At 64.9% G+C, this 18917-nt stretch carries 20 protein-coding genes and 1 tRNA gene; 2 read left to right on the top strand and 19 right to left on the bottom strand.

Annotation, left to right across the window (positions count from 1 at the left end; translation table 11 throughout):
- Positions 1–13: 13 nt before the first annotated feature.
- Genes A7X12_RS17615 through A7X12_RS17630 form a run of 4 tightly spaced genes read right to left on the bottom strand, consistent with a single transcriptional unit; the run spans position 14 to position 4059 of the window.
- Entirely contained in the window at positions 14–997 is a 984-nt protein-coding gene (locus A7X12_RS17615) for an AAA family ATPase (RefSeq protein ID WP_084445679.1), read from the bottom strand.
- Between the two features lie 5 nt (positions 998–1002).
- Positions 1003–2169, bottom strand: a complete 1167-nt coding sequence (locus A7X12_RS17620) for a D-alanyl-D-alanine carboxypeptidase family protein (RefSeq protein WP_064312753.1) — start codon at positions 2167–2169, stop codon at positions 1003–1005.
- Positions 2170–2201: 32 nt separating this feature from the next.
- A complete protein-coding gene (locus A7X12_RS17625) occupies positions 2202–3038 on the bottom strand; it encodes an SPOR domain-containing protein (protein ID WP_064312754.1) in 837 nt (278 codons plus the stop codon).
- Complete coding sequence (locus A7X12_RS17630) at positions 3022–4059, bottom strand: lytic murein transglycosylase (RefSeq protein WP_064312755.1); 1038 nt, start codon at positions 4057–4059, stop codon at positions 3022–3024. Before A7X12_RS17630 ends, A7X12_RS17625 begins: the two co-directional genes overlap by 17 nt.
- 141 nt (positions 4060–4200) lie before the next feature.
- Here A7X12_RS17630 and A7X12_RS17635 point away from each other — a divergent pair.
- A tRNA-Ser gene (locus tag A7X12_RS17635) sits at positions 4201–4290 on the top strand.
- Between the two features lie 102 nt (positions 4291–4392).
- Here the strand turns inward: A7X12_RS17635 and rpmE are convergent.
- The 15 genes from rpmE to A7X12_RS17710 form a co-directional block, all read right to left on the bottom strand.
- Complete coding sequence (rpmE, locus tag A7X12_RS17640; protein WP_064313046.1) at positions 4393–4623, bottom strand: 50S ribosomal protein L31; 231 nt, start codon at positions 4621–4623, stop codon at positions 4393–4395.
- An 81-nt stretch (positions 4624–4704) separates the two neighbouring features.
- The gene (locus tag A7X12_RS17645) at positions 4705–4920 is read right to left on the bottom strand and encodes a hypothetical protein (protein WP_064312756.1); all 216 of its coding nucleotides are present in this window, start codon (positions 4918–4920) and stop codon (positions 4705–4707) included.
- A gap of 19 nt (positions 4921–4939) precedes the next feature.
- A complete protein-coding gene (gene fabZ, locus A7X12_RS17650; protein ID WP_064312757.1) occupies positions 4940–5419 on the bottom strand; it encodes a 3-hydroxyacyl-ACP dehydratase FabZ in 480 nt (159 codons plus the stop codon).
- Entirely contained in the window at positions 5416–6177 is a 762-nt protein-coding gene (locus A7X12_RS17655) for an OmpH family outer membrane protein (RefSeq protein ID WP_084445681.1), read from the bottom strand. The genes fabZ and A7X12_RS17655 overlap by 4 nt, the downstream gene beginning before the upstream one ends.
- Positions 6177–8921, bottom strand: coding sequence for an outer membrane protein assembly factor BamA (bamA, locus tag A7X12_RS17660; RefSeq protein WP_084445734.1), 2745 nt, complete (start codon positions 8919–8921; stop codon positions 6177–6179). Before bamA ends, A7X12_RS17655 begins: the two co-directional genes overlap by 1 nt.
- 68 nt (positions 8922–8989) lie before the next feature.
- Positions 8990–10123 carry a M50 family metallopeptidase gene (locus tag A7X12_RS17665; protein WP_064312759.1) on the bottom strand — a complete coding sequence of 378 codons (1134 nt, stop codon included), beginning with the start codon at positions 10121–10123 and terminating at the stop codon, positions 8990–8992.
- Positions 10120–11277: a 1-deoxy-D-xylulose-5-phosphate reductoisomerase gene (locus A7X12_RS17670; protein ID WP_064313048.1), complete on the bottom strand. Its 1158-nt coding sequence runs from the start codon at positions 11275–11277 to the stop codon at positions 10120–10122. Before A7X12_RS17670 ends, A7X12_RS17665 begins: the two co-directional genes overlap by 4 nt.
- Positions 11274–12074 (bottom strand): phosphatidate cytidylyltransferase, encoded by an 801-nt coding sequence (locus A7X12_RS17675; protein WP_064312760.1) that lies wholly within the window; start codon positions 12072–12074, stop codon positions 11274–11276. The genes A7X12_RS17670 and A7X12_RS17675 overlap by 4 nt, the downstream gene beginning before the upstream one ends.
- A complete protein-coding gene (locus A7X12_RS17680) occupies positions 12071–12805 on the bottom strand; it encodes an isoprenyl transferase (protein WP_443029309.1) in 735 nt (244 codons plus the stop codon). The genes A7X12_RS17675 and A7X12_RS17680 overlap by 4 nt, the downstream gene beginning before the upstream one ends.
- A gap of 42 nt (positions 12806–12847) precedes the next feature.
- Positions 12848–13405, bottom strand: a complete 558-nt coding sequence (gene frr / locus A7X12_RS17685) for a ribosome recycling factor (protein ID WP_064312762.1) — start codon at positions 13403–13405, stop codon at positions 12848–12850.
- A gap of 32 nt (positions 13406–13437) precedes the next feature.
- Complete coding sequence (gene pyrH, locus A7X12_RS17690; protein ID WP_064312763.1) at positions 13438–14166, bottom strand: UMP kinase; 729 nt, start codon at positions 14164–14166, stop codon at positions 13438–13440.
- 123 nt (positions 14167–14289) lie between these two features.
- Complete coding sequence (gene tsf, locus A7X12_RS17695; RefSeq protein ID WP_064312764.1) at positions 14290–15219, bottom strand: translation elongation factor Ts; 930 nt, start codon at positions 15217–15219, stop codon at positions 14290–14292.
- 82 nt (positions 15220–15301) lie between these two features.
- A complete protein-coding gene (rpsB, locus tag A7X12_RS17700) occupies positions 15302–16075 on the bottom strand; it encodes a 30S ribosomal protein S2 (protein ID WP_064312765.1) in 774 nt (257 codons plus the stop codon).
- A gap of 434 nt (positions 16076–16509) precedes the next feature.
- Complete coding sequence (pssA, locus tag A7X12_RS17705; protein ID WP_064312766.1) at positions 16510–17334, bottom strand: CDP-diacylglycerol--serine O-phosphatidyltransferase; 825 nt, start codon at positions 17332–17334, stop codon at positions 16510–16512.
- The gene (locus A7X12_RS17710; protein ID WP_064312767.1) at positions 17331–18059 is read right to left on the bottom strand and encodes a phosphatidylserine decarboxylase; all 729 of its coding nucleotides are present in this window, start codon (positions 18057–18059) and stop codon (positions 17331–17333) included. Before A7X12_RS17710 ends, pssA begins: the two co-directional genes overlap by 4 nt.
- A 196-nt stretch (positions 18060–18255) precedes the next feature.
- Here A7X12_RS17710 and A7X12_RS17715 point away from each other — a divergent pair, with 196 nt between their 5' ends.
- The gene (locus tag A7X12_RS17715) at positions 18256–18879 is read left to right on the top strand and encodes a class I SAM-dependent methyltransferase (RefSeq protein WP_064312768.1); all 624 of its coding nucleotides are present in this window, start codon (positions 18256–18258) and stop codon (positions 18877–18879) included.
- Positions 18880–18917 lie beyond the last annotated feature (38 nt).

Genomic DNA, 18917 nt, shown 5'->3' on the forward strand with positions numbered 1-18917 from the left:
GCAACCTGTACGCTTAGCGCCGAGCGAGGCGGGCGAGGATGCCGCTCATCTCGAACACGGTCGCGGTGGCGTCGAGCGACAGTCCCAGCGCCGCGCCGGCAAGCTCGCGTGCGGCGACATACGCGTCGAGGGCCGTGCGCAGCGCCTCGCCCTCCAGCCGCTTGGCGCGGGCCGCAATGAAACTTGGCGCGCGCTCCAGAAACGCCTCGTAGCGCGGTTGCGCCGCCTTGGCGCCGAGCTGACGCCCGAGCCGGGTGCGCACGGCATTGTCGGGGTCGCCGCGCTCGGCAAGCAACGCCATGTCCGATTCCAGTGCCGAGAGGTCGAGGCCGGCGAAGCGCAGCGCGCGGCCCGGCGAGCCCTCGGCCGCCTCGACCAGCGCCGCGATCTCGATCTCGCTCGCATCGGGGGTCTGGTGGCGCAGCACCGTGGTCGTCTCGGTATCGCTCAGCGGCTCGAAGCGAAGTAGCCGGCATCGCGAGCGGATGGTCGGCAGCAAGCGGTCGGGCGCATGGCTCACCAGCAGAAAAATCGTGCCCGCCGGCGGCTCCTCCAGGTTCTTGAGCAGCGCATTGGCGCCGGCACGCTCGAGATCGTCGATCGCGTCGATGATCACCACCCTCCGCGGGCTCAGCGACGGCTTGGTCGCGAACAGCGGCTGGAGGCTGCGCACCTGCGCGATGGTGATAGAGCGGGCGAGTGCCTCGTCGGGCTTGTCGGCGTCCTTGGGCAGCCGGGCGAGCATCTTGAGGTCCGGGTGGCTGCCTGCAGCGATCAGGCTGGCGGTGCGGGTGCTCTCCGGCACGTCCCAGCCGGGCATCAGCCGGTCGGGCTCGGCGGCCTCGGCCAGCATGCGCGCCGCGGCGATGCGGGCGAAGGCCCCCTTCCCCACACCTTCCGGCCCGGCGATTAGCCAGGCATGGTGCAAAGCGCCGCTCGCCATGGCGGCGGCGAGCGCGTCACGGGCGGCTTGATTGCCGATTAAGGCGTTTGCCAAGGCGATCAGGCCAGGTGGAGCAGCGACATCAGGCCAGCCCAGGCACGGCCGAAAAAGCCTGCTTGGCCGACATCCTCGGCGGCCACCAGCGGCAGCACCTGCTGCGGCATGCCTTCGCCCTCGATGATCAGGTCGGCAATATGGTCGCCCTTCTTGAAGCCGGCCTTGACCGGGCCCTGATAGACGATCTTGCCGGCGAGCTTGGGGCTCAAACCCGAAGGAAGCGTGATGTTGAGATCGCGCGGCGCCACGACGGCCACCTTGTTGGCGGTGCCGCCCTGCACGTCGACGGTGCCGACGGTGCGCTCCTTCTTCACCACCGGCTTGGTGCTCCAGGCGGCAAAGCCCCAGCGCATGAAGCGCACGGATTCGTCGGCGCGGGCGCTGTAGCTGCTGACCCCGGCCAGCACCATTACTAGGCGGCGGCCATTCTGCTCGGCCGAGCCGGTAAAGCCATAGCCGGCTTCCTCGGTGTGGCCGGTCTTGAGCCCGTCTGCACCCGGTACCTTGCCGAGCAGCGGATCACGATTGCCCTGCTCGATGGCAGCGCCGGCGCCCAGGGTCTTGCCCCAGGTAAAGCTCGGCAGCGAGTAGAAGGACTTGTAGAGATCGGGGAAGTCACGGATCGTCGCGGCGGCGAGGTGCGCCAGGTCACGCGCAGTCACATAGGTGCGGCCTTCGTCCGGCCAGCCGTTCGACGTGCCGAAATGGCTGTTGGTGAGGCCGATCTTCTTGGCCCGATCGTTCATCAGGTTGACGAATCCCTCCTCGGTGCCGGCGATGCCCTCCGCCAGCACGACGCAGGCGTCGTTGCCCGAGAGCGTCACGATGCCCTTGAGCAGGTCCGCCACGGTCGGCTGCTCGCCGACGCCGAGGAACATGGTCGAGCCCTGCGAATGCCACTTCTTCCAGGTCTCGGGCCGCACCTCGATCTTCTGGTCGAGCTTGAGCTCGCCCTTCTTGATCAGGTCGAACGCGACATAGACCGTCATCATCTTCGCCATCGAGGCCGGCGGCATGCGGCGATCGGCATCCTTGGCGAACAGGATCGCGCCCGAGGACATGTCCTCCATATAGGCGATCGGTGCGGGCGTCGGGAAATCCGGGCCGGCGGCCTGCAGCGGAGCGGCGATGGCGAGCGCCAGGAACGAGGCGGCGGCGAGCTTCTTCATGATGATCGGTCCAGAACGCGTAAAGGTTACCCCTATCGGACCGAGGTGCGGCGCGCATCTCCGAACCCGGCCCGAACGGCCTCTGCCCGCGCCCGCTCCGCAGCCGCCTCCGTCGCGAAGGGGCCAAGGTGGACACGATAGAGCCCGCCCCCTGCCTTTACGAAGCCGTGTAGCTTTTGGGCAAGCGCAGTCGCACGTGCCGACGAAGAAAGTGCGGCCACCTGCACCAGATAACGGCCATGCGCGGGCTTCAGCGCAACGGGCTTGGTGACGGGCCGGGGTTTCGGCGGTTCCACGTCGGCCGCTTGCCGGTGCGGAATGACGTCGACGGTCGGATCTGGCTGCGAGGGCGGTGGCGGCAGGGGGGCGCTCGGCTCGGGGCGCGGTGGCAGCTGGAGCCGGAGCGCACGCAGCAGCGCAGGGGGCGAATCGATCCGCTGCTGCGCGGCTCCCGCGCTGCGTAGCGCCGCCTGGTCCTCGCTCGAGGGGCGGACCGCTCGAATTCGCACCGGCGCCAGCCGGTCTGACGGGATCCCAAGCTGATTCGCTGCGCCCGCGGAGATTGCCGCGATAGCCCCCGGCGCTTCCGAAGTTTCGGCGATACGGACGAGGATCGTCCGGCCGCTATCGAGCGCAGTTATCTCGGCATAGCTTTCTGCCGGAAGATCCGGGCTTACTGCCAGGGCGGCGGCGCCAAGCGGCTGTACGGCGGCATAGCCTACCGCATCGTATCGCCCTTCGCTCAGCTGCAGCTGCGACGTGCCGTGCGGGCCAGTCGCGGCTGCGGTCGGATCCGCGTCCTGGGCGTGTGCGCTCGCTGCGACAAACAGCGCAACGGCAAGTGCGATCGGTCTAGCGTTCCACGGCATCGGCTAGGAGGCCTACCGACAAAGCGTAAAAATTCGAGCAATTATAGTCGAGGATCACGCGATAATTTCCAGTGAGAAGATAGGCGGTGGCACCTTGCCCGTCAGGCTCGAGCAGCGTTGCCAAAACATCGTCGCCCGGCCAGGCGCGAGACTGCGGGCTCACCCCTAGCGCCCGCCATTCCGCCATCGTCTTCCATTGGCTCTGGCGACCGTGCACGCGGGAACAGCGTGGGCTTGTGGTCCGATTAGCGATCAGCCGGCGGTCCAGCGTCGACGGCACCGATACAGCGAATCCCCAGGGGACGCCGGGCCGCCAGCCCGCATTGACGAAATAATTGCCGATCGAAGCCAGGGTATCGGCATCGCTGTTCCAAATATCGGCCACCCCGTCGCCATCCCCGTCACGCGCGAGCCGTAGATAGACACTCGGCAGGAACTGCGGACCGCCGAACGCCCCTGCCCAGCTGCCGATCAGCTTGTCACGAGGCACACCGCGATCGATCATCTTGAGCGTCGCGATGAACTCGTCCGTGAAAAGCACACGGCGACGGCCCTCATAGGCGAGGCTCGCCAGCGCGCGTGGCAGGTCGAACCCGCCCATTACCCGGCCGTAGTTGGTTTCATGCCCCCAGATCGCCACCATGATCGACTCGGGTACGCCCGTCTCGCGTTCGATCGCCGACAATCTGCCCCGCGCCCGCAGATAGGCCGCACGGCCACGCGCAATACGATCGAAGTCGACATGCCGCGCCTTGTAGGGGGCGAAGGCGGGAACCGGCGCATTCGGGCTGCTCTCCGGCTGCTGCCGATCCAGCTCGACCACCCGGGCATTGTAGGTGAGCGTGGGAACCACCGAGTCGATCGTACGGCGGCTCACTCCTGCGGCAGCTGCCTGGGCGGCGAGCGTCGGAAGATAGGCCTGAAATCCGCTATCATCCTGCGCGCGTACGGGCGCTGCGGCGATGGCGAGGGCAAGGGCAGGAACAAAGCCCCCGATCCGGGAGAGACGAGAACGCGACATAGCGCCGCTGTTGCACAGCACTTCGCGCGCAGAAACCCCCGCGCATGGGCAACGCGACGAAATCGCGTTGCTTCGGCGACCAACGGATCTTCACGAGAGCGATTGATCCCGCGCGCAACGTCGATTAGGCGCGTTCATTCCGGAGAGATGGCCGAGTGGTTTAAGGCAGCGGTCTTGAAAACCGCCGTGGGTGCAAGCTCACCGTGGGTTCGAATCCCACTCTCTCCGCCACCCCCAGTCACAGGCGCACGAAAAAGGCCCCCGGCGCACCATCGCACGCGGGAGCCTTTCGCAACGCTATTGGGCCGGACGATTTCGCCCGGCCCGAATGGCTTATTTCTTGCCGAGCGTGAGGCCGCCGAAGCGCTTGTTGAAGCGCGCGACCTGGCCACCCTGGTCGAGCAGCTGACCGCGACCGCCGGTCCAGGCCGGGTGCGCGAGCGGATCGATCTCGAGCTGCATGAGATCGCCTTCCTTGCCCCAGGTGGAGCGCGTCTCGTACACAGTGCCGTCCGTCATCTGCACCTTGATCATGTGATAATCGGGGTGGGTGTTCTGCTTCACATCGAATTCCTTGGAAAAGCCGCCGGTTTCCGACCGGCAGCGGATGCGCGCGCCTAGCAAAGCCTCGGCGCCAACGCAACCTCATTGCCGCATGCCCCACCAGCGGCGGAGCGCGACGAGCGACCAGATGGCTTCGACCAGCCCGAACGGCCAAGCTCCCTGCAGAAAGCCATAGACCGAACCGAGCAGGCAGGCACCCGCAAAGCCGAGCACCCACCAGGTCGAACGCGCCTCCAGCGCATAGGTGACCAACATCGCCGTCACCGCGAACAGGCCGAACCAGGTCAATGCGTCCATGGTCCGGCCTTGGCCTTGATTACGCGCTGGGCGGATCGGCGATCATCGCCGTGAATTCGCATTCGGCCGCCAGTTCACCGTCGATCAGCGCCCTGCCCGCGAACTTGCAGACGCGCGAGCGCTTCTGCACGAACTCGACATGGAGTTTGAGCAACACGCCTGGCTCCACGGGCTTGCGAAACTTCACGTTATCGATCGCCATGAAGTACACGAGCTTGCCAGACCCGGCGAGCCCGAGCGACTCCACGGCCAGCACGCCCGCAGCCTGAGCGAGCGCCTCGACGGTGAGCACGCCCGGCATGATCGGACGGCCAGGGAAATGCCCCTGGAAGAACGACTCGTTGATCGTCACCGCCTTCACCGCCACGATCGACTGGTCGAGGATAAGCTCCTCGACCCGGTCAACCAGCAGCATCGGAAAACGGTGGGGCAGCGCCGCCATCACCCGCCCGATATCAAGCGGACCGATGTTGCTGCCCCCCTGCGCCTCGCCGCTCACCGCGGTTCGGGCTTGGCCGGCTTGGTCGCAGGCGCGGCGGCCGGACGGGCGGCACCGGGTGCGGCGGCGGCGCCCTGCTGCTGTTGCTGCTGCGCGCGGGCAGCAGCGAGCTGATAGGCGCGACGCTTCAGCTCGTTCACCTGCTGCTGGAACTGCAGGGTGCGCTGCTGCGGCTGCCAGTTGGCAGGCGGCGTGATCGCCACGGTCGGGGTCTTGTCGAGCTCGGCAACGACGGCGTCGCTGATGTCCACGGCGTCCGGCGCGTAGACGATCGCTTCCGGCTGCAGGATCACGTTGACCTTGCGAGCGTTGACGACCGACATCTGCGCTGCGTCGTACAGCGACAGGATCTTTTCGAACGCGAACAGCTCCGCCAGGATCGACGGCATCTGCAGCTTCTGGATTTCCTCATTTGCCTGGTTCTGCAGGGTCATGAGCTGGGTGTAGTTCGGATCCTTGCGCGCGGCGGCGGCCTGCTCTTCGGCTTCAGAAACCTGGCCGTCCTTGTTCGTGTCGATCGTCGCGATCAGCGAGCGTGCGTCCGTCTGGAACTTGGTCTGGCGCGCCTGGATCTGGTCGCGAACCGGCTTGAAGGTGGTGTCCAGCTGCGTCTCGGCGGTGGTGAACGCCTTCGAACGGGTGATCACCTCCATCGTGTTGATGGTGGCGATGCCGGCAACCTGCGCCGAGGCCGGCACGGCAGCGGCCATCGCCGCGGAGGCGGCAAGCGCCGCCGCGAATACACGGTTCTTCATCATTAGAACTGAGTCCCTACGTTGAAAGTGATGAGCTTCTTGTCGTCGCCGGGCTGGCTTACGATCGCCTTCGCAAGATCGATCCGCAGCGGCCCGAACGGCGAATTCCAGTTAACGCCTACGCCGACCGAGATGCGGGGCGACGCAGTGCTGCCACGATATTGTTCGTAGAAGATCGGCGTCGAATTGAGCGCGCGGCTGTTGATCGACGTACCGACGCAAGGCTGGCCCGCCGCCGCGGCATAGCCGATCGTGCAGGTGGTGTTCAGGCCCTGGAAGGTGCCGGTCGGCACCGTATACAGCGCGTTGCCGGCAGTATCGTTGAGCGGGCGCGGCAGCAGCGAGGGTGAGCCGTCCTTGTTGATGCCCGGCAGGCCGGTCTTGGGATCGATATAGGCCGGGAAGTAATTGTTCGTCTGCGGACGGCGGATCGAGAAGAGCGAACCCGCCTGCACGTAAATCGATGGTCGCAATCCCAGTTCCGCTGCGCCCGATCCGAGCGGTAGCTCCAGTTCGGCCTTGGTCAGGTAATAGGCCTTGCCGCCCAGCGCATCGTCGACGATCTGATCGCGGCTGGTGACGAGCGCCTGCGTGCCCGACGCCGGATCCCCCGTATACTGGTAGCGCTGCACGCGCGGGCCGACGCCGCGGATATCAAAGCCGCGGAACTGCGGCTCGCCTAGGTAGAAGCGGTCGGTGATGCGGACTTCAGTGCCGTCAAGGCTCTTGATGACGCCGCCCTCGCCGGTCATCGAGAAGACGAAGCCCTTGCCGAGGCCCCAGTATTTCGCGCCGTCGACGCGACCGCGGATATAGTGGACATCGCCGCCCAAGCCCGCCGCGTCTACACCAAGCGAGACGCGCTGGCCACGGGTCGGGCGGAGGCGGCTGTTAAGGCTGTCATAGATTAGCGACAGTCCGACGAGTGACGTCAGGCGATTGCCCACTGCCTCACAATAATAGCGGCCAGCCAGGAACGGATCGCACTTGCCGTCCGTGTAGAAGGTGTTTTTGTCGAGCGAGACGTCGTCCTTCGCCAGGTAATAACGGGCGGACAGCGTCCAATACTCCGTCAACGGCAGGCCAGCGACGAGCTGGAAACCGGTAGAAACCTGCCGGTACGTCGTGTTGCGCGTATTATTGAGGCCGAAATTAAAGCTGTTATAGTCACGGCGGAAGATCGTCGCGCCCAGCGCGATGTTGCTGTCGAACAGATACGGCTCGGTGAAGCCAAGTTCCACCGACTTCGAATAGCTCGAATAGTCGGCCGAGATGCTCGCCGTCTGTCCCATGCCGCGGAAGTTGCGCTGGCGGATCGAGGCCTGCAGAATGAAGCGCTCCAGACTCGAGAAACCGGCTGACAGCGTCAGTTCACCGTTCGGCTTCTCTTCCACGTTCGCGCCGAGCACGATGCGGTCCGGCGCGGAGCCTTCCTTGCGCTCGATCTCGAACTTGTCCTGGAAATATCCGAGACTGTTGATGCGGTCCTGCGAACGCTTGACCAGGAAGGTGTTGAAGGCATCGCCTTCGGCCACGCGCATTTCGCGGCGGATCACCTTGTCCTGCGTTTGGCGATTGCCGGTGATCTCGACCCGCTCGATATAAGTGCGGTTCGCCTCGCCGATGTGGAAGTTCATCGACATCGTCAGCGCATCCTTGTTGCGCTGGAAATCGGGGCGAACGTCGGCAAAGGCATAGCCGAACAGGCCGGCGGTTTCGCTCAGCTGCTCGACCGTGTCTTCGACGGCCTTGGCGTTGTACCACTGGCCTTCCTTGATCGGCAGGGCGGCTGCGAGCTTCTTGTCATCGAAGTCGCGGATCGCGCTGTCCACCGTTACCGGGCCGAACTTGTAGCGAGGACCTTCTTCCACCACATAAGTGATGATGAAGTCCTTCTTGTCCGGCGTCAGCTCGGCGACCGCCGAGATCACCCGGAAGTCGGCATAGCCGTTGGTCAGGTAGAACTGCCGCAGCTTCTGCTGATCATAGGCCAAGCGGTCCTGGTCGTACGACGTGTTCGAACTGAGGAAGTGCGAAAGGCTGGCGACTTTGGTGGCCATCTGCGCGCGCAGCTTCTTGTCGCCGAACACCTCGTTGCCGATGATGTTGATCTGGCGGACCTTGGACTTGGCCCCCTCGTGGATTTCGAAGATGACGTCGACCCGGTTCTGGTCCAGGCTGACCATCTTCGGCTCGACGCGGGCGGCGAAGCGGCCTTGGCGGCGATACAGCTCGATGATCCGCGCAATATCCGCACGCACCGCGGTGCGGGTGAAAATCTGGCGCGGCTTGAGCTTGATCTCCTTGTCGATCTTGTCCTGCTTGAGGCGCTTGTTGCCCTCGAAGACGACGCGGTTGATCACCGGATTTTCTCGGATGCGAAGCACCAGGTTGCCGCTTTCGACGCCCTCGATCTGCACATCGGCGAGCAGGTCCGACGCGAGCAGATCCTTGATCGCCTGGTCAACCGTCTCGTTGGTATAATTGTCGCCCACGCGGAGGCGCGTGTAGCTTAGCACCGTCTCCGGCTCGATACGCTGCGAGCCTTCCACCCGCAGCGACTTGATCGTGCGCACCACCGCCGGCGTCGCCGGAGCGGGTGCAGCCTGAGGCTGGGCCGCAGGTGCCGCGGGCTTTGCCGCGGTCTGCGCCTCTGCCGGCGCTACAACGCCCGACAGGATCGTACCTGCCAACAGCGTAGCCGTCGCCCGCGCGCCCAAATTGCTTGCCTTGATCGCAGTCACCATCCCACCCCAGTCGGAATCCAAATATTGCCGGAACGCGCGCGGCACATTGCCGCCCTGCACGAACCCCTTCAGCCGATCAAGCCGGCCAGATGCCTCCAAACGCCGAAAGCACCGAGATCGTTGAGCGTAACGAACAGCATGAGCGCGAGGATCGCAAGCATGCCGCCACGGAACGCCCATTCCATCACCTGCGGCTCCACCGGACGTCGGCGGACGGCCTCGACGGCGTAGAACAAGAGATGACCACCATCCAGCACCGGGACTGGCAACAGGTTGATGAATCCCAGGTTAATGGAGACGAGCGCAATGAGGAACGCGAACTCGATCGGCCCCATCGAAAGCCGCTCGCCCGAAACCTGCGCGATTTTTAGCGGACCACCCAATTCGGAAACCGAACGGCGACCCGTGATGATCTGGCCAAGCCCGTCCACCGTCATCCGGACAATATCAGCGGTGTTGCGCAGGCCGACCAGCGGTGCCTCCAAAAGGCTGACCGGCACCTGCACCGATCCCGCCGCCCCGATGCCAAGCTGACCGATACGGAATTCGTTGCCAAAGCGGTCGCGTTCCAGTCGGCTGCCGATCACCGCGTCGACTGATTGCGACGAACCCCCGCGGACGAGATCGATGCGCACCGCCTCATTCGGACGAAGCTGGGTGAATTGCACCATGTCGGCGTAGGTCTCGACGGGCCTTCCGCCCAGCGCCGTGATGCGATCGCCCGGCTTGATCCCTGCATGCGCCGCGGCGCTGCCCTGCAATACTGTTCCCACGACAGAGGGCGTGCGGTTCTCGCCAAACATGAAGGCGAAAGCCGACAAGATGACGATGGCGACCACAAAATTCGCGATCGGTCCGGCTGCGACGATGATCGCCCGCTGCCAAAGGGGTTTGGCCTGGAACGTCTTGGCGCGCTCGCTCGCCGGGAGCTGCAGCCATGCAGGCGAGGGCTGGCTCGCCGGATTCATGTCGCCGGCGAAGCGGACATAGCCGCCAAGCGGTAGCAGGCTGAATTTCCAGCGCGTGCCGCGACGATCGGTAACGCCCGCGATCTCGCGGCCGAATCCGATCGAGAACTCCTCGGCCTTCACACCGAAGAGGCGGCCCGCCAGGTAATGTCCCAGCTCGTGCAGGAACACGAGCGGCCCGATCACCAGCGCGAACGCCAGAATGGTGAGCAGGATGCCGGGGGATTGGATCAAGCGACGCAGTCCTTCACTCGCTCAGCCGCAAAGTGCCGCGCCTCGTCGTCGATTGCCAGCACGGCATCGAGCGTGTCCGGAGCGGCCGGGTCATAGCGACTAAGCGTATCGGCAGAGATTGCGGCAATTTCAAGAAATCCGATACGACCCGCGAGAAAGGCCGCGACAGCAACTTCGTTGGCCGCATTGAGGATCGCCGGCCGCGCCCCGCCCGCCTTCAACGCATCCATCGCCAGCGCAAGCGCCGGAAAGCGATTGAGGTCCGGGTTTTCGAACTCAAGCTTGCCCACCGCGGCAAGGTCGAGCGGCGGGCACGGTGTCTCCATCCGCTCTGGCCATGCCAGCGCATAGGCGATCGGGGTCCGCATGTCGGGCGTGCCGAGCTGGGCCAGCACCGACCCGTCGACATATTCCACCATCGAATGGACGACGGACTGGGCATGAACGAGGACCGCCAGCTGCTCCGCTGCGACGGGGAAGAGGTGGAAGGCCTCGATCAGTTCAAGACCCTTGTTCATCATCGTTGCGGAATCGACCGAAATCTTCGCGCCCATCGACCAGTTGGGATGCGCCACTGCCTGGGCCGGAGTAATGTCACGCATCTCCGCCTTTGGCGTGGCGCGGAACGGCCCCCCACTGGCGGTTAGGATGATCCGCCGAACGCCGCGGGGCGCGGTGCGGTCCAGACACTGAAATACTGCGTTGTGTTCGGAATCGACCGGCAACAGGGTTGCACCATGGGCGCGTGTCGCGGCCATCATGACCTCGCCCGCCGAAACCAGCGACTCCTTGTTCGCAAGTGCCACCGTCCCGCCGGCCTCGAGGGCGGCCATTACCGGCTTCAGTCCGGCGGTTCCGACGATCGCCGCCATGGTCCAGTCGGCGCCCATGCGCGCCACGTCGCATACCGAATGCGCACCGCCCATCGCCTCGACGCCGGTCCCGGCCAAGCGCTCCTGCAGCGCCGGGAGACACGTCTCGTCCGCTACCACGGCACAGCGTGCCCGGGTGCGGATCGCAGCAGCTGCAAGTTTCTCGACATCGCAGTTTGCTGTCAGCGCCACGACCTCGAAGGCGTGCGGGTTGCGTTCGATCAGGTCGAGCGTCGAGGTGCCGACCGAGCCGGTCGCCCCGAGCACCGTTACGCGCTTCACCACCAGTATCCTCCCACTACCACCTGATGATGGATCGCAAAAAACAAGGCCGTAACCGGGGCGGCGAAGACCAGACCGTCGAGTCGATCGAGAATACCGCCGTGGCCGGGCAGCAAATTGCTCGAATCCTTTACGCCGGCCACCCGCTTGAGATGGCTCTCATACAGATCCCCGATCTGCGACGCGAAAGCGACGACCGGCGATACCGCGACCAGCCACCAGCCGATGGCGCTGCCTGGCGCGATCGCCGAGAAGGCGGCCGAAAAGAGGATCGCGGCGAGCAGGCCGCCGATCAGTCCCGCCCAGGTCTTGTTCGGGCTGATCGCGGGAGCAAGTTTTGGCCCGCCGATCGCACGGCCGGCGAAATAGGCGCCGCTGTCGCAAACCCAGACGATCGCCATCGACCAGAGCGTCGCGGCGAAGCCCTGCGGATGGTCACGGAGTAGCAGCAGCGCCAGCACGGGCAATCCGACATAGACCTGCCCCGCCGCGAGCTTGCTATTGCGCGTAACGATCGCGACGAAAAAGAAGGCGCCAAAGATCAGTCCCAGCGCCAGAAACCCTGGTCCAGACGCAGCCGGGCTCAGGATCGCCAGCGGCACCATCATCACATATTGGGTGAGCCGCCGCTTGCTGACATCGCCCGCGAGCAGGGCCCATTCGCCGATCATCAACACGGCCATTACCGTGATGACCAGCCAGAAGCCCCAGCCGCCAGCCCACAACGCGGCAAGTGCGAGCCCTACCAGCGCAACTCCGACCACGGCACGCTTCGGAAGATCTGAATTCTTGCTCACAGGCCTCCGAAACGCCGTTGGCGCCGTCCGAACTGGGCAAGCGCATCAGCCAGCGTGTGCTCGTCGAAATCGGGCCAGAGCGTATCGACAAACAGCAGTTCGGCATAGGCCGCCTGCCACAACAGGAAATTGGAGAGCCGCTGCTCGCCCGAGGTTCGGATCATCAGATCCAGGGGCGGCAGCCCGGCCGTCTCAAGCTCACTCTCGAACCGCGCCTCGTCGATCGCGTTTGGGTCCAGGGTACCGTCGCGCGCCTGCTCGGCCAATCGACGCGCCGCCGCCAGCAACTCCGCCTGTGCGCCATAATTCAGCGCCAGCACCAGCGTCGGCCCGGAGTTCACGGCGGTTCGTGCGATCGCGGCGTCGATCATCGCCACCAGGTCCGGAGAAAGCTGGCGCCAATCGCCGATCACGCGCAGCTTGACGCCGTCCGCGACAATCTCGTCGAGTTCGCGCTCGAGGAACTGCCGCAGCAGCCCCATCAGCGCGCCCACTTCTTCCTCCGGCCGCCGCCAATTCTCCGAGGAGAAGGCGTACAGCGTCAGCACTTCGATCCCGAGCGTGCGCGCCGCGCGCGCGACACGGCGCACCGCCTCCACGCCCTGGCGATGGCCGGCAACGCGCGGCAGCAGGCGCTTCTTCGCCCAGCGCCCATTGCCGTCCATGATGATCGCGACATGGCGGGGCGGCGGGGTTCCCCCGCCCGAAGCGGAGGCCAGCTTAACGGCCACCGCGCCCTGCCCTTTCGGCCGCACCAGAGCCCCCGGCCAGGATCACTTGCCCAGGATTTCCTTTTCCTTGGCAGCGGCAGCTGCGTCGATATCGGCGATCGTCGCGTCGGTGATCTTCTGGACCTCGGTTTCGTGGCGCTTGCGCTCGTCCTCGCCGAACACGCCCTTCTTCTCGTCGGTCTTCAGGCTGTCCATGCCGTCGCGGCGCACGTTGCGCGCGGCGATACGGGCCTTTTCGGCATATTGATTGGCGAGCTTGGCGAGCTCCTTGCGGCGCTCCTCGGTCAGGTCGGGGATCGGCAGGCGCAGCGTCTGGCCATCGACGATCGGGTTGAGGCCGAGTCCCGCCGAGCGGATCGCCTTGTCTACGGGTCCGACGTTCGACTTGTCCCACACCTGCACCGAGAGCATGCGCGGCTCCGGCGCCGAGACGGTCGCCACCTGGGTGATCGGCATGTGCGAGCCATAGACCTCGACGGTCACCGGATCGAGCAGCGTGGTCGAGGCGCGGCCGGTGCGGAGACCGGTCAGATCGTGCTTGAGCGATTCCACGGCGCCGGCCATGCGGCGCTCGAGATCTGCCTTGTCATATGCGGCCATGTTCGGCGTTCCTTGAAGCTTGGGTACAGGGGTTACGCGGCGCCCGCGTCCTGGACGATGGTGGAAGTCCCCTCGCCCCGGAGTACCGAAGCGAGATTGCCCTCGCCGCGGATGTTGAACACCACGATCGGGATATGGTTGTCGCGGCACAAGGCCACGGCAGAGGCGTCCATCACCTTCAGATTGTCGGCAAGGACGCGGTCGTAACTCAGCGTCTCATAGCGCTTCGCGGTCGGCACCTTCTTGGGATCGGCGTCGTACACGCCATCGACCGAGGTGCCCTTGAACAGCGCGTCGCACTTCATCTCTGCGGCGCGCAGCGCGGCCGTCGTGTCGGTGGTGAAGAACGGCAGACCGGTGCCCGCGGCGAACAGCACGACGCGGCCCTTCTCCATGTGCCGCTCGGCGCGGCGACGGATATAGGGCTCGCACACGCTGGCCATCGGAATGGCGGACTGCACGCGCGTTTCGACGCCGACCTTCTCGAGTGCGTTCTGCATGGCGAGCGCGTTCATCACAGTGGCGAGCATGCCCATGTAATCGGCGCTGGCGCGATCAAAGCCCTGCGCGGCACCGGCGATGCCGCGGAAGATGTTGCCACCGCCGACGGTCATGCAGATTTCGAGGCCGCTTTCCTTGGCCTCCTTCACCTCGAGCGCGACACGCTCGCAGGTCTCGGGATCGATGCCGAACTGACCCTGGCCCATCAGGACCTCCCCCGACAGCTTGAGAAGAATGCGGCGGAAGGTCGATACGGTCATGGGGTTCCTGAAATCTTGAGAAGCGGACAGCGAAGCGGCGCGGACCCTAGAGGAGCCGCGCCGCGCGAACAAGCGGGGATGCCGGAGAAAGGCCGCCGAAACGGCCTTCCCCGACGCGCTTGATTACTTGGTGAGACCGGCAGTCGCCGCCACTTCGGCAGCGAAGTCGCTCTCTTCTTTCTCGATGCCCTCGCCGAGCTGGAAGCGGACATAGTCCTTGAGCACGATCGCCGAGCCCGAGTCCTTCGCCGCCTTTGCGATGACGTCCGACACCGGAGTCTTGCCGTCCATCACGAATAGCTGGCTGAGCAGGGCGTTTTCCTTGGCGAACTTCTTCACCGCGCCATCGACCATCTTCTCGATGATCTCGGCCGGCTTGCCGCTCTCGGAAGCCTTTTCAGCAGCGATCGCACGCTCACGGGCGAGCACGTCCTGGTCCAGGCCGCTCTCGTCCAGCGCCAGCGGGAAGGCGGCGGCGATGTGCATCGCCAGCTGCTTGCCGAGCGGCTCGAGCACGTCGACACCGGCTTCCGACTCGAGCGCGACGAGCACGCCGATCTTGCCGAGGCCCGGGGCCGCCGCGTTGTGGACGTACGGGATCACCGCGCCCTTGGCGACTTCGACCTTCTTGGCGCGCCGCAACACCTGATTCTCGCCGATGGTGGCGATGTTGGCGGTCAGCGTCTCGTCGACGGTCTGGCCCGACGCCATCTTGGCGCTCTTGATCGCGGCGATGTCGTCACCGGCCTCCAGTGCCAGCGCGGTGGTCTCGCGGACGAAGCTCTGGAAGATCTCGTTCTTCGCGACGAAGTCGGTCTGCGAGTTCACCTCGACAGCGACGCCCTTGGTGCCGGCAACGGCCAAGCCGACCAGGCCTTCAGCGGCGGTGCGGCTTGACTTCTTGGCGGCAGCGGCAAGACCCTTGGCGCGCAGCCAATCGGCAGCGGCTTCCATGTCGCCATTGGTTTCGGAGAGCGCCTTCTTGCAATCCATCATGCCGGCGCCGCTCTTTTCGCGGAGTTCCTTGACGGCGGCTGCGGTGATCTCGGCCATGTCTCTATTCCTCAGTTAAAAGTCGGGCGGAGCAGTGCGTGCGCCCTGCCCCGCCCCGATTACGGTTCGATGACGAAGGCGATCAGGCGTCGAGCTGGCGCTCGGCCTCAACCGCTTCCTCGACCGGGGGCTGCTCGGCAGCACCGAAGTCGTAGCCCTGCTGCATCAGCGCTTCGCGGCCGCCACGGGTCGCGGCGATGGCGATGGCTTCGCAGTAGAGGCGAATTGCACGGCTGGCGTCGTCGTTGCCCGGGACCGGGAACGCAATGCCGTCCGGCGAAACGTTCGAGTCGAGCACGGCGACGACGGGGATGCCGAGAGTGTTGGCTTCCTTGATCGCCAGCTCTTCCTTGTTCGCGTCGATCACGAACATGATGTCGGGGATCCCGCCCATGTCGCGGATGCCGCCAAGCGACAGCTCGAGCTTGTCGCGCTCACGGGTGAGCTGCAGCACTTCCTTTTTGGTGAGGCCGTGCGTGTCGCCCGAAAGCTGCTCCTCGAGCGTCTTGAGGCGCTTGATCGAGTTGCTGATGGTCTTCCAGTTGGTGAGCATGCCGCCCAGCCAACGGTGGTTGACGAAATGCTGGCCCGCACGACGCGCGGCGTCGGCGATCGGCTCCTGCGCCTGGCGCTTGGTGCCGACGAACAGCACCTTGCCGCCGGCGGCGACGGTGGAGCTTACGAACTCGAGGGCGCGCGCGAAGAGCGGAACGGTCTGCGACAAGTCGATGATGTGAACGCCGTTGCGCTCACCGAAGATGTAGGGCTTCATCTTCGGGTTCCAGCGGTGGGTCTGGTGACCGAAGTGCGCGCCCGACTCGAGCAGCTGCTGCATGGAGACGACGGGTGCCGCCATAGGGATAACTCCTTCCGGTTGGTCCTCTGGGAAGCAGGAATCCAGACAAAGCCGGACACCGGGTTATGACGCTTCCCATGCGGGGTTGAGGCGGGCCGCTTAGTCGATTGTGCGGACCGGCACAAGCTGGAACATTATTGGAACATCGCTTGACGAGGGAACGGAAATAGAACATACAGCGGTTAGAACGCGATCGATGGAACAGCATAGACTCTCGGCGGTTCGAGGATCTTGGGTTCCGCTGGGATCGGCGTTGAAGATCAGGAGCCGGGTAATGACTGGATTCTCTGTCTTTTTTCTGTTCGGATCGTCTCTTGTGGCTGCATGTTGGACGCTATACGCAAGCGTTCATCCACAGCTCCACCGTTTTGCTGAGCTATTCGGCATGGCGCGGCCGGTGGCGCTTCCCGCGCCGTCGCCACGCCTGTCGCACGTCAGAGTACGGTGGGTCCCGGCACGGATGCCGCGTCCCCGCCCGCAGCGCGCAGCCGCTTGATCCGACGGTAGGACCGCATGCTGAGCGGGATACTGGCGAGGTAGACAATCGCCACGATCGCCAATGTCGTCCAGGGCGCCGATACGAGCGCCGCAGTCAGCGCGACAATTGCGGCAATCGCCTCGAAGCGGACATTCTGGCGAAGTCGGATCTTCGGGCCGAAGGTGGCGACGCTGGAAACCATCAGGATTGCGATCAGCACCGTCCATAGGGCGATCACTACAGGCTCCCGCACTACTGGTTCACCAGTCCACAGCCAGAGGTAGAGTGGCGTCAATGCGAGCGCGGCACCGGCCGGCGCGGGAACGCCGGTGAGGAACCCCGCGGATTTGTGGGGTTGTTCGGCAAGGTCGATCTGCGCATTGAAGCGCGCGAGCCGCAGCGCACAAAAGAGCGCGTGCAGCAGCGCGACCAGCCAGCCGAACCGGCCAAGCGCTTGCAGCGACCAGAGGTAAAGGATCAGCGCCGGCGCTACTCCGAACGAGATCGCATCGGAAAGGCTGTCAAGCTCGGCGCCAAACCGGCTCTCGGCGCGCACCAACCTGGCAATGCGCCCGTCGATACCGTCCAGGACGGCGGCGGCCAGCACCATCAACACTGCCGCTTCCCAGTTGCCCAGGATAGCGAAACGGATGCCGGTAAGACCGGAACAAAGGGCAAGCGCGGTAACGGCGTTGGGAAGCACCGCGCGAAGCGGAATGCCGCGCGGCAGCGACGGCCGACGCCCCAACCCGCGCCGAACGCGCGGGCGAAGATCGCTCATTGCGCTACTCCAGTCGCATTCGGGACGTCACGGCGGGCAATGATCGTCTCGCCGGCGACGGTGCGCTGACCCAGCACGACCTGCGCGCCATATTCCTCGGGCAGGAACACGTCCACGCGGCTTCCAAAGCGGATCAAGCCGATGCGCTGCCCGGCAACCACCATGTCGCCCGGCTTCACAAAGGCGACAATGCGGCGCGCGACGAGGCCGGCGATCTGGGTGAAACCGATGCGCACGCCGTCACGATCCTCGACAACGAGGTGCTGGCGTTCATTCTCATCGCTCGCCTTGTCCAGGTCGGCGTTCATGAACTTGCCGGAAATGTAGATGACGTGCCGAACGGTGCCGGTGATCGGCGTGCGGTTAACATGCACGTCGAACACGCTCATGAAGATCGACACGCGCACCATTGGAGCGCTGCCGAGGGCATGCGGCCCGGCCAGTTCGGGCGGAAGCGCCACGCGCTGGATCATGGTGACGAGGCCGTCGGCGGGCGCGACGAGCACGCCCTCGGCCACGGGCGTCACCCGCACGGGATCGCGAAAGAATGCGGCGACGCCTAAGGTCAGGAACAGGAGCGGCCAGGTGAGGACGTCCCAGACCCAGAGGCTAAGCAGTGCGACCGCAGCGACGATCAGCACATATTTGCGGCCTTCGGGGTGGATATCGGGGAAACGCCACTTCACCGTCGAGGTGCCGACCGGGGGCTTATCGAGCGATGTCATGGTGACAGATGTAACCGCGCTACAGCCGATTTCCTAGCGTATCCTGCGAAGCGACCAAGGGCAGGGCAACAAAGCTTGCCAACGACGTTGTTGCCATGGCCAGGATCGGGATCCTTTTCGACGACGGTCGCTTGCATATCCGCCCGAATTTGCGCAACCGATGTCCCTGAAGCGTAATATTTTCGTAAGGAAGCCCATGCCCCCCTCGACCGCCACCGCAAAGCGCCGCAGCGCCCGCCGCAGCCGCCCCGCCGGTGTGCCCTCGCCGACGATGTTCTTCCTGCAGCAATTCTTGAAGCGGCCGGTGATGGTCGGTGCTGTCGCCCAATCCTCGGGCCGGCTGATTCGCCGCATGCTGAGCAAGGTCGATTGGGCGAACACCAAATTATTCGTCGAATATGGTCCCGGCGTCGGCACCTTCAGCCGCCCGATCCTCGAGCACCTCGCGCCCGACGGCAAGCTGATCGTGATCGACACCAACCCCGATTTCATCCGCTATCTGCGCCAGTCGATTGACGATCCACGCTTCGTCGCTGTCCTCGGCTCGGCGGCGGACGTGCAGAAAATCATTCGCGACAACGGCTTCGAGCAAGCGGACTATATCGCCTCCGGTCTGCCCTTCTCGACGCTACCCGACGGCATCGGCGATGCTATCGCCAAGGCGACGCGCGATATCTTGCGGCCAGGCGGTGCGTTCCTAGTCTACCAGTATAACCCCAATGTCCGGAACTTCCTGACGCCGCACTGGGACAATATTGAGCACGAGATGGAATGGTGGAACATTCCGCCGGCCCAGCTCTGGTGGGCCTGGAAGGACTAAGACTTCCCACGGCACATGAAAAAGGCGGCCATGGAGTT

Source organism: Sphingomonas sp. TDK1, assembly GCF_001650735.1.
Classification (GTDB): Bacteria; Pseudomonadota; Alphaproteobacteria; order Sphingomonadales; family Sphingomonadaceae; genus Sphingomonas.

Coding starts and splice junctions, on each gene's coding strand:
- A7X12_RS17620 (WP_064312753.1), bottom strand. CDS start 2,169: ATGAAGAAGCTCGCCGCCGCCTCGTTCCTGGCGCTCGCCATCGCCGCT.
- A7X12_RS17625 (WP_064312754.1), bottom strand. CDS start 3,038: ATGCCGTGGAACGCTAGACCGATCGCACTTGCCGTTGCGCTGTTTGTC.
- A7X12_RS17630 (WP_064312755.1), bottom strand. CDS start 4,059: ATGTCGCGTTCTCGTCTCTCCCGGATCGGGGGCTTTGTTCCTGCCCTT.
- A7X12_RS17645 (WP_064312756.1), bottom strand. CDS start 4,920: ATGGACGCATTGACCTGGTTCGGCCTGTTCGCGGTGACGGCGATGTTG.
- A7X12_RS17655 (WP_084445681.1), bottom strand. CDS start 6,177: ATGATGAAGAACCGTGTATTCGCGGCGGCGCTTGCCGCCTCCGCGGCG.
- bamA (WP_084445734.1), bottom strand. CDS start 8,921: ATGGTGACTGCGATCAAGGCAAGCAATTTGGGCGCGCGGGCGACGGCT.
- frr (WP_064312762.1), bottom strand. CDS start 13,405: ATGGCCGCATATGACAAGGCAGATCTCGAGCGCCGCATGGCCGGCGCC.
- pyrH (WP_064312763.1), bottom strand. CDS start 14,166: ATGACCGTATCGACCTTCCGCCGCATTCTTCTCAAGCTGTCGGGGGAG.
- tsf (WP_064312764.1), bottom strand. CDS start 15,219: ATGGCCGAGATCACCGCAGCCGCCGTCAAGGAACTCCGCGAAAAGAGC.
- rpsB (WP_064312765.1), bottom strand. CDS start 16,075: ATGGCGGCACCCGTCGTCTCCATGCAGCAGCTGCTCGAGTCGGGCGCG.
- pssA (WP_064312766.1), bottom strand. CDS start 17,334: ATGAGCGATCTTCGCCCGCGCGTTCGGCGCGGGTTGGGGCGTCGGCCG.
- A7X12_RS17710 (WP_064312767.1), bottom strand. CDS start 18,059: ATGACATCGCTCGATAAGCCCCCGGTCGGCACCTCGACGGTGAAGTGG.
- A7X12_RS17715 (WP_064312768.1), top strand. CDS start 18,256: ATGCCCCCCTCGACCGCCACCGCAAAGCGCCGCAGCGCCCGCCGCAGC.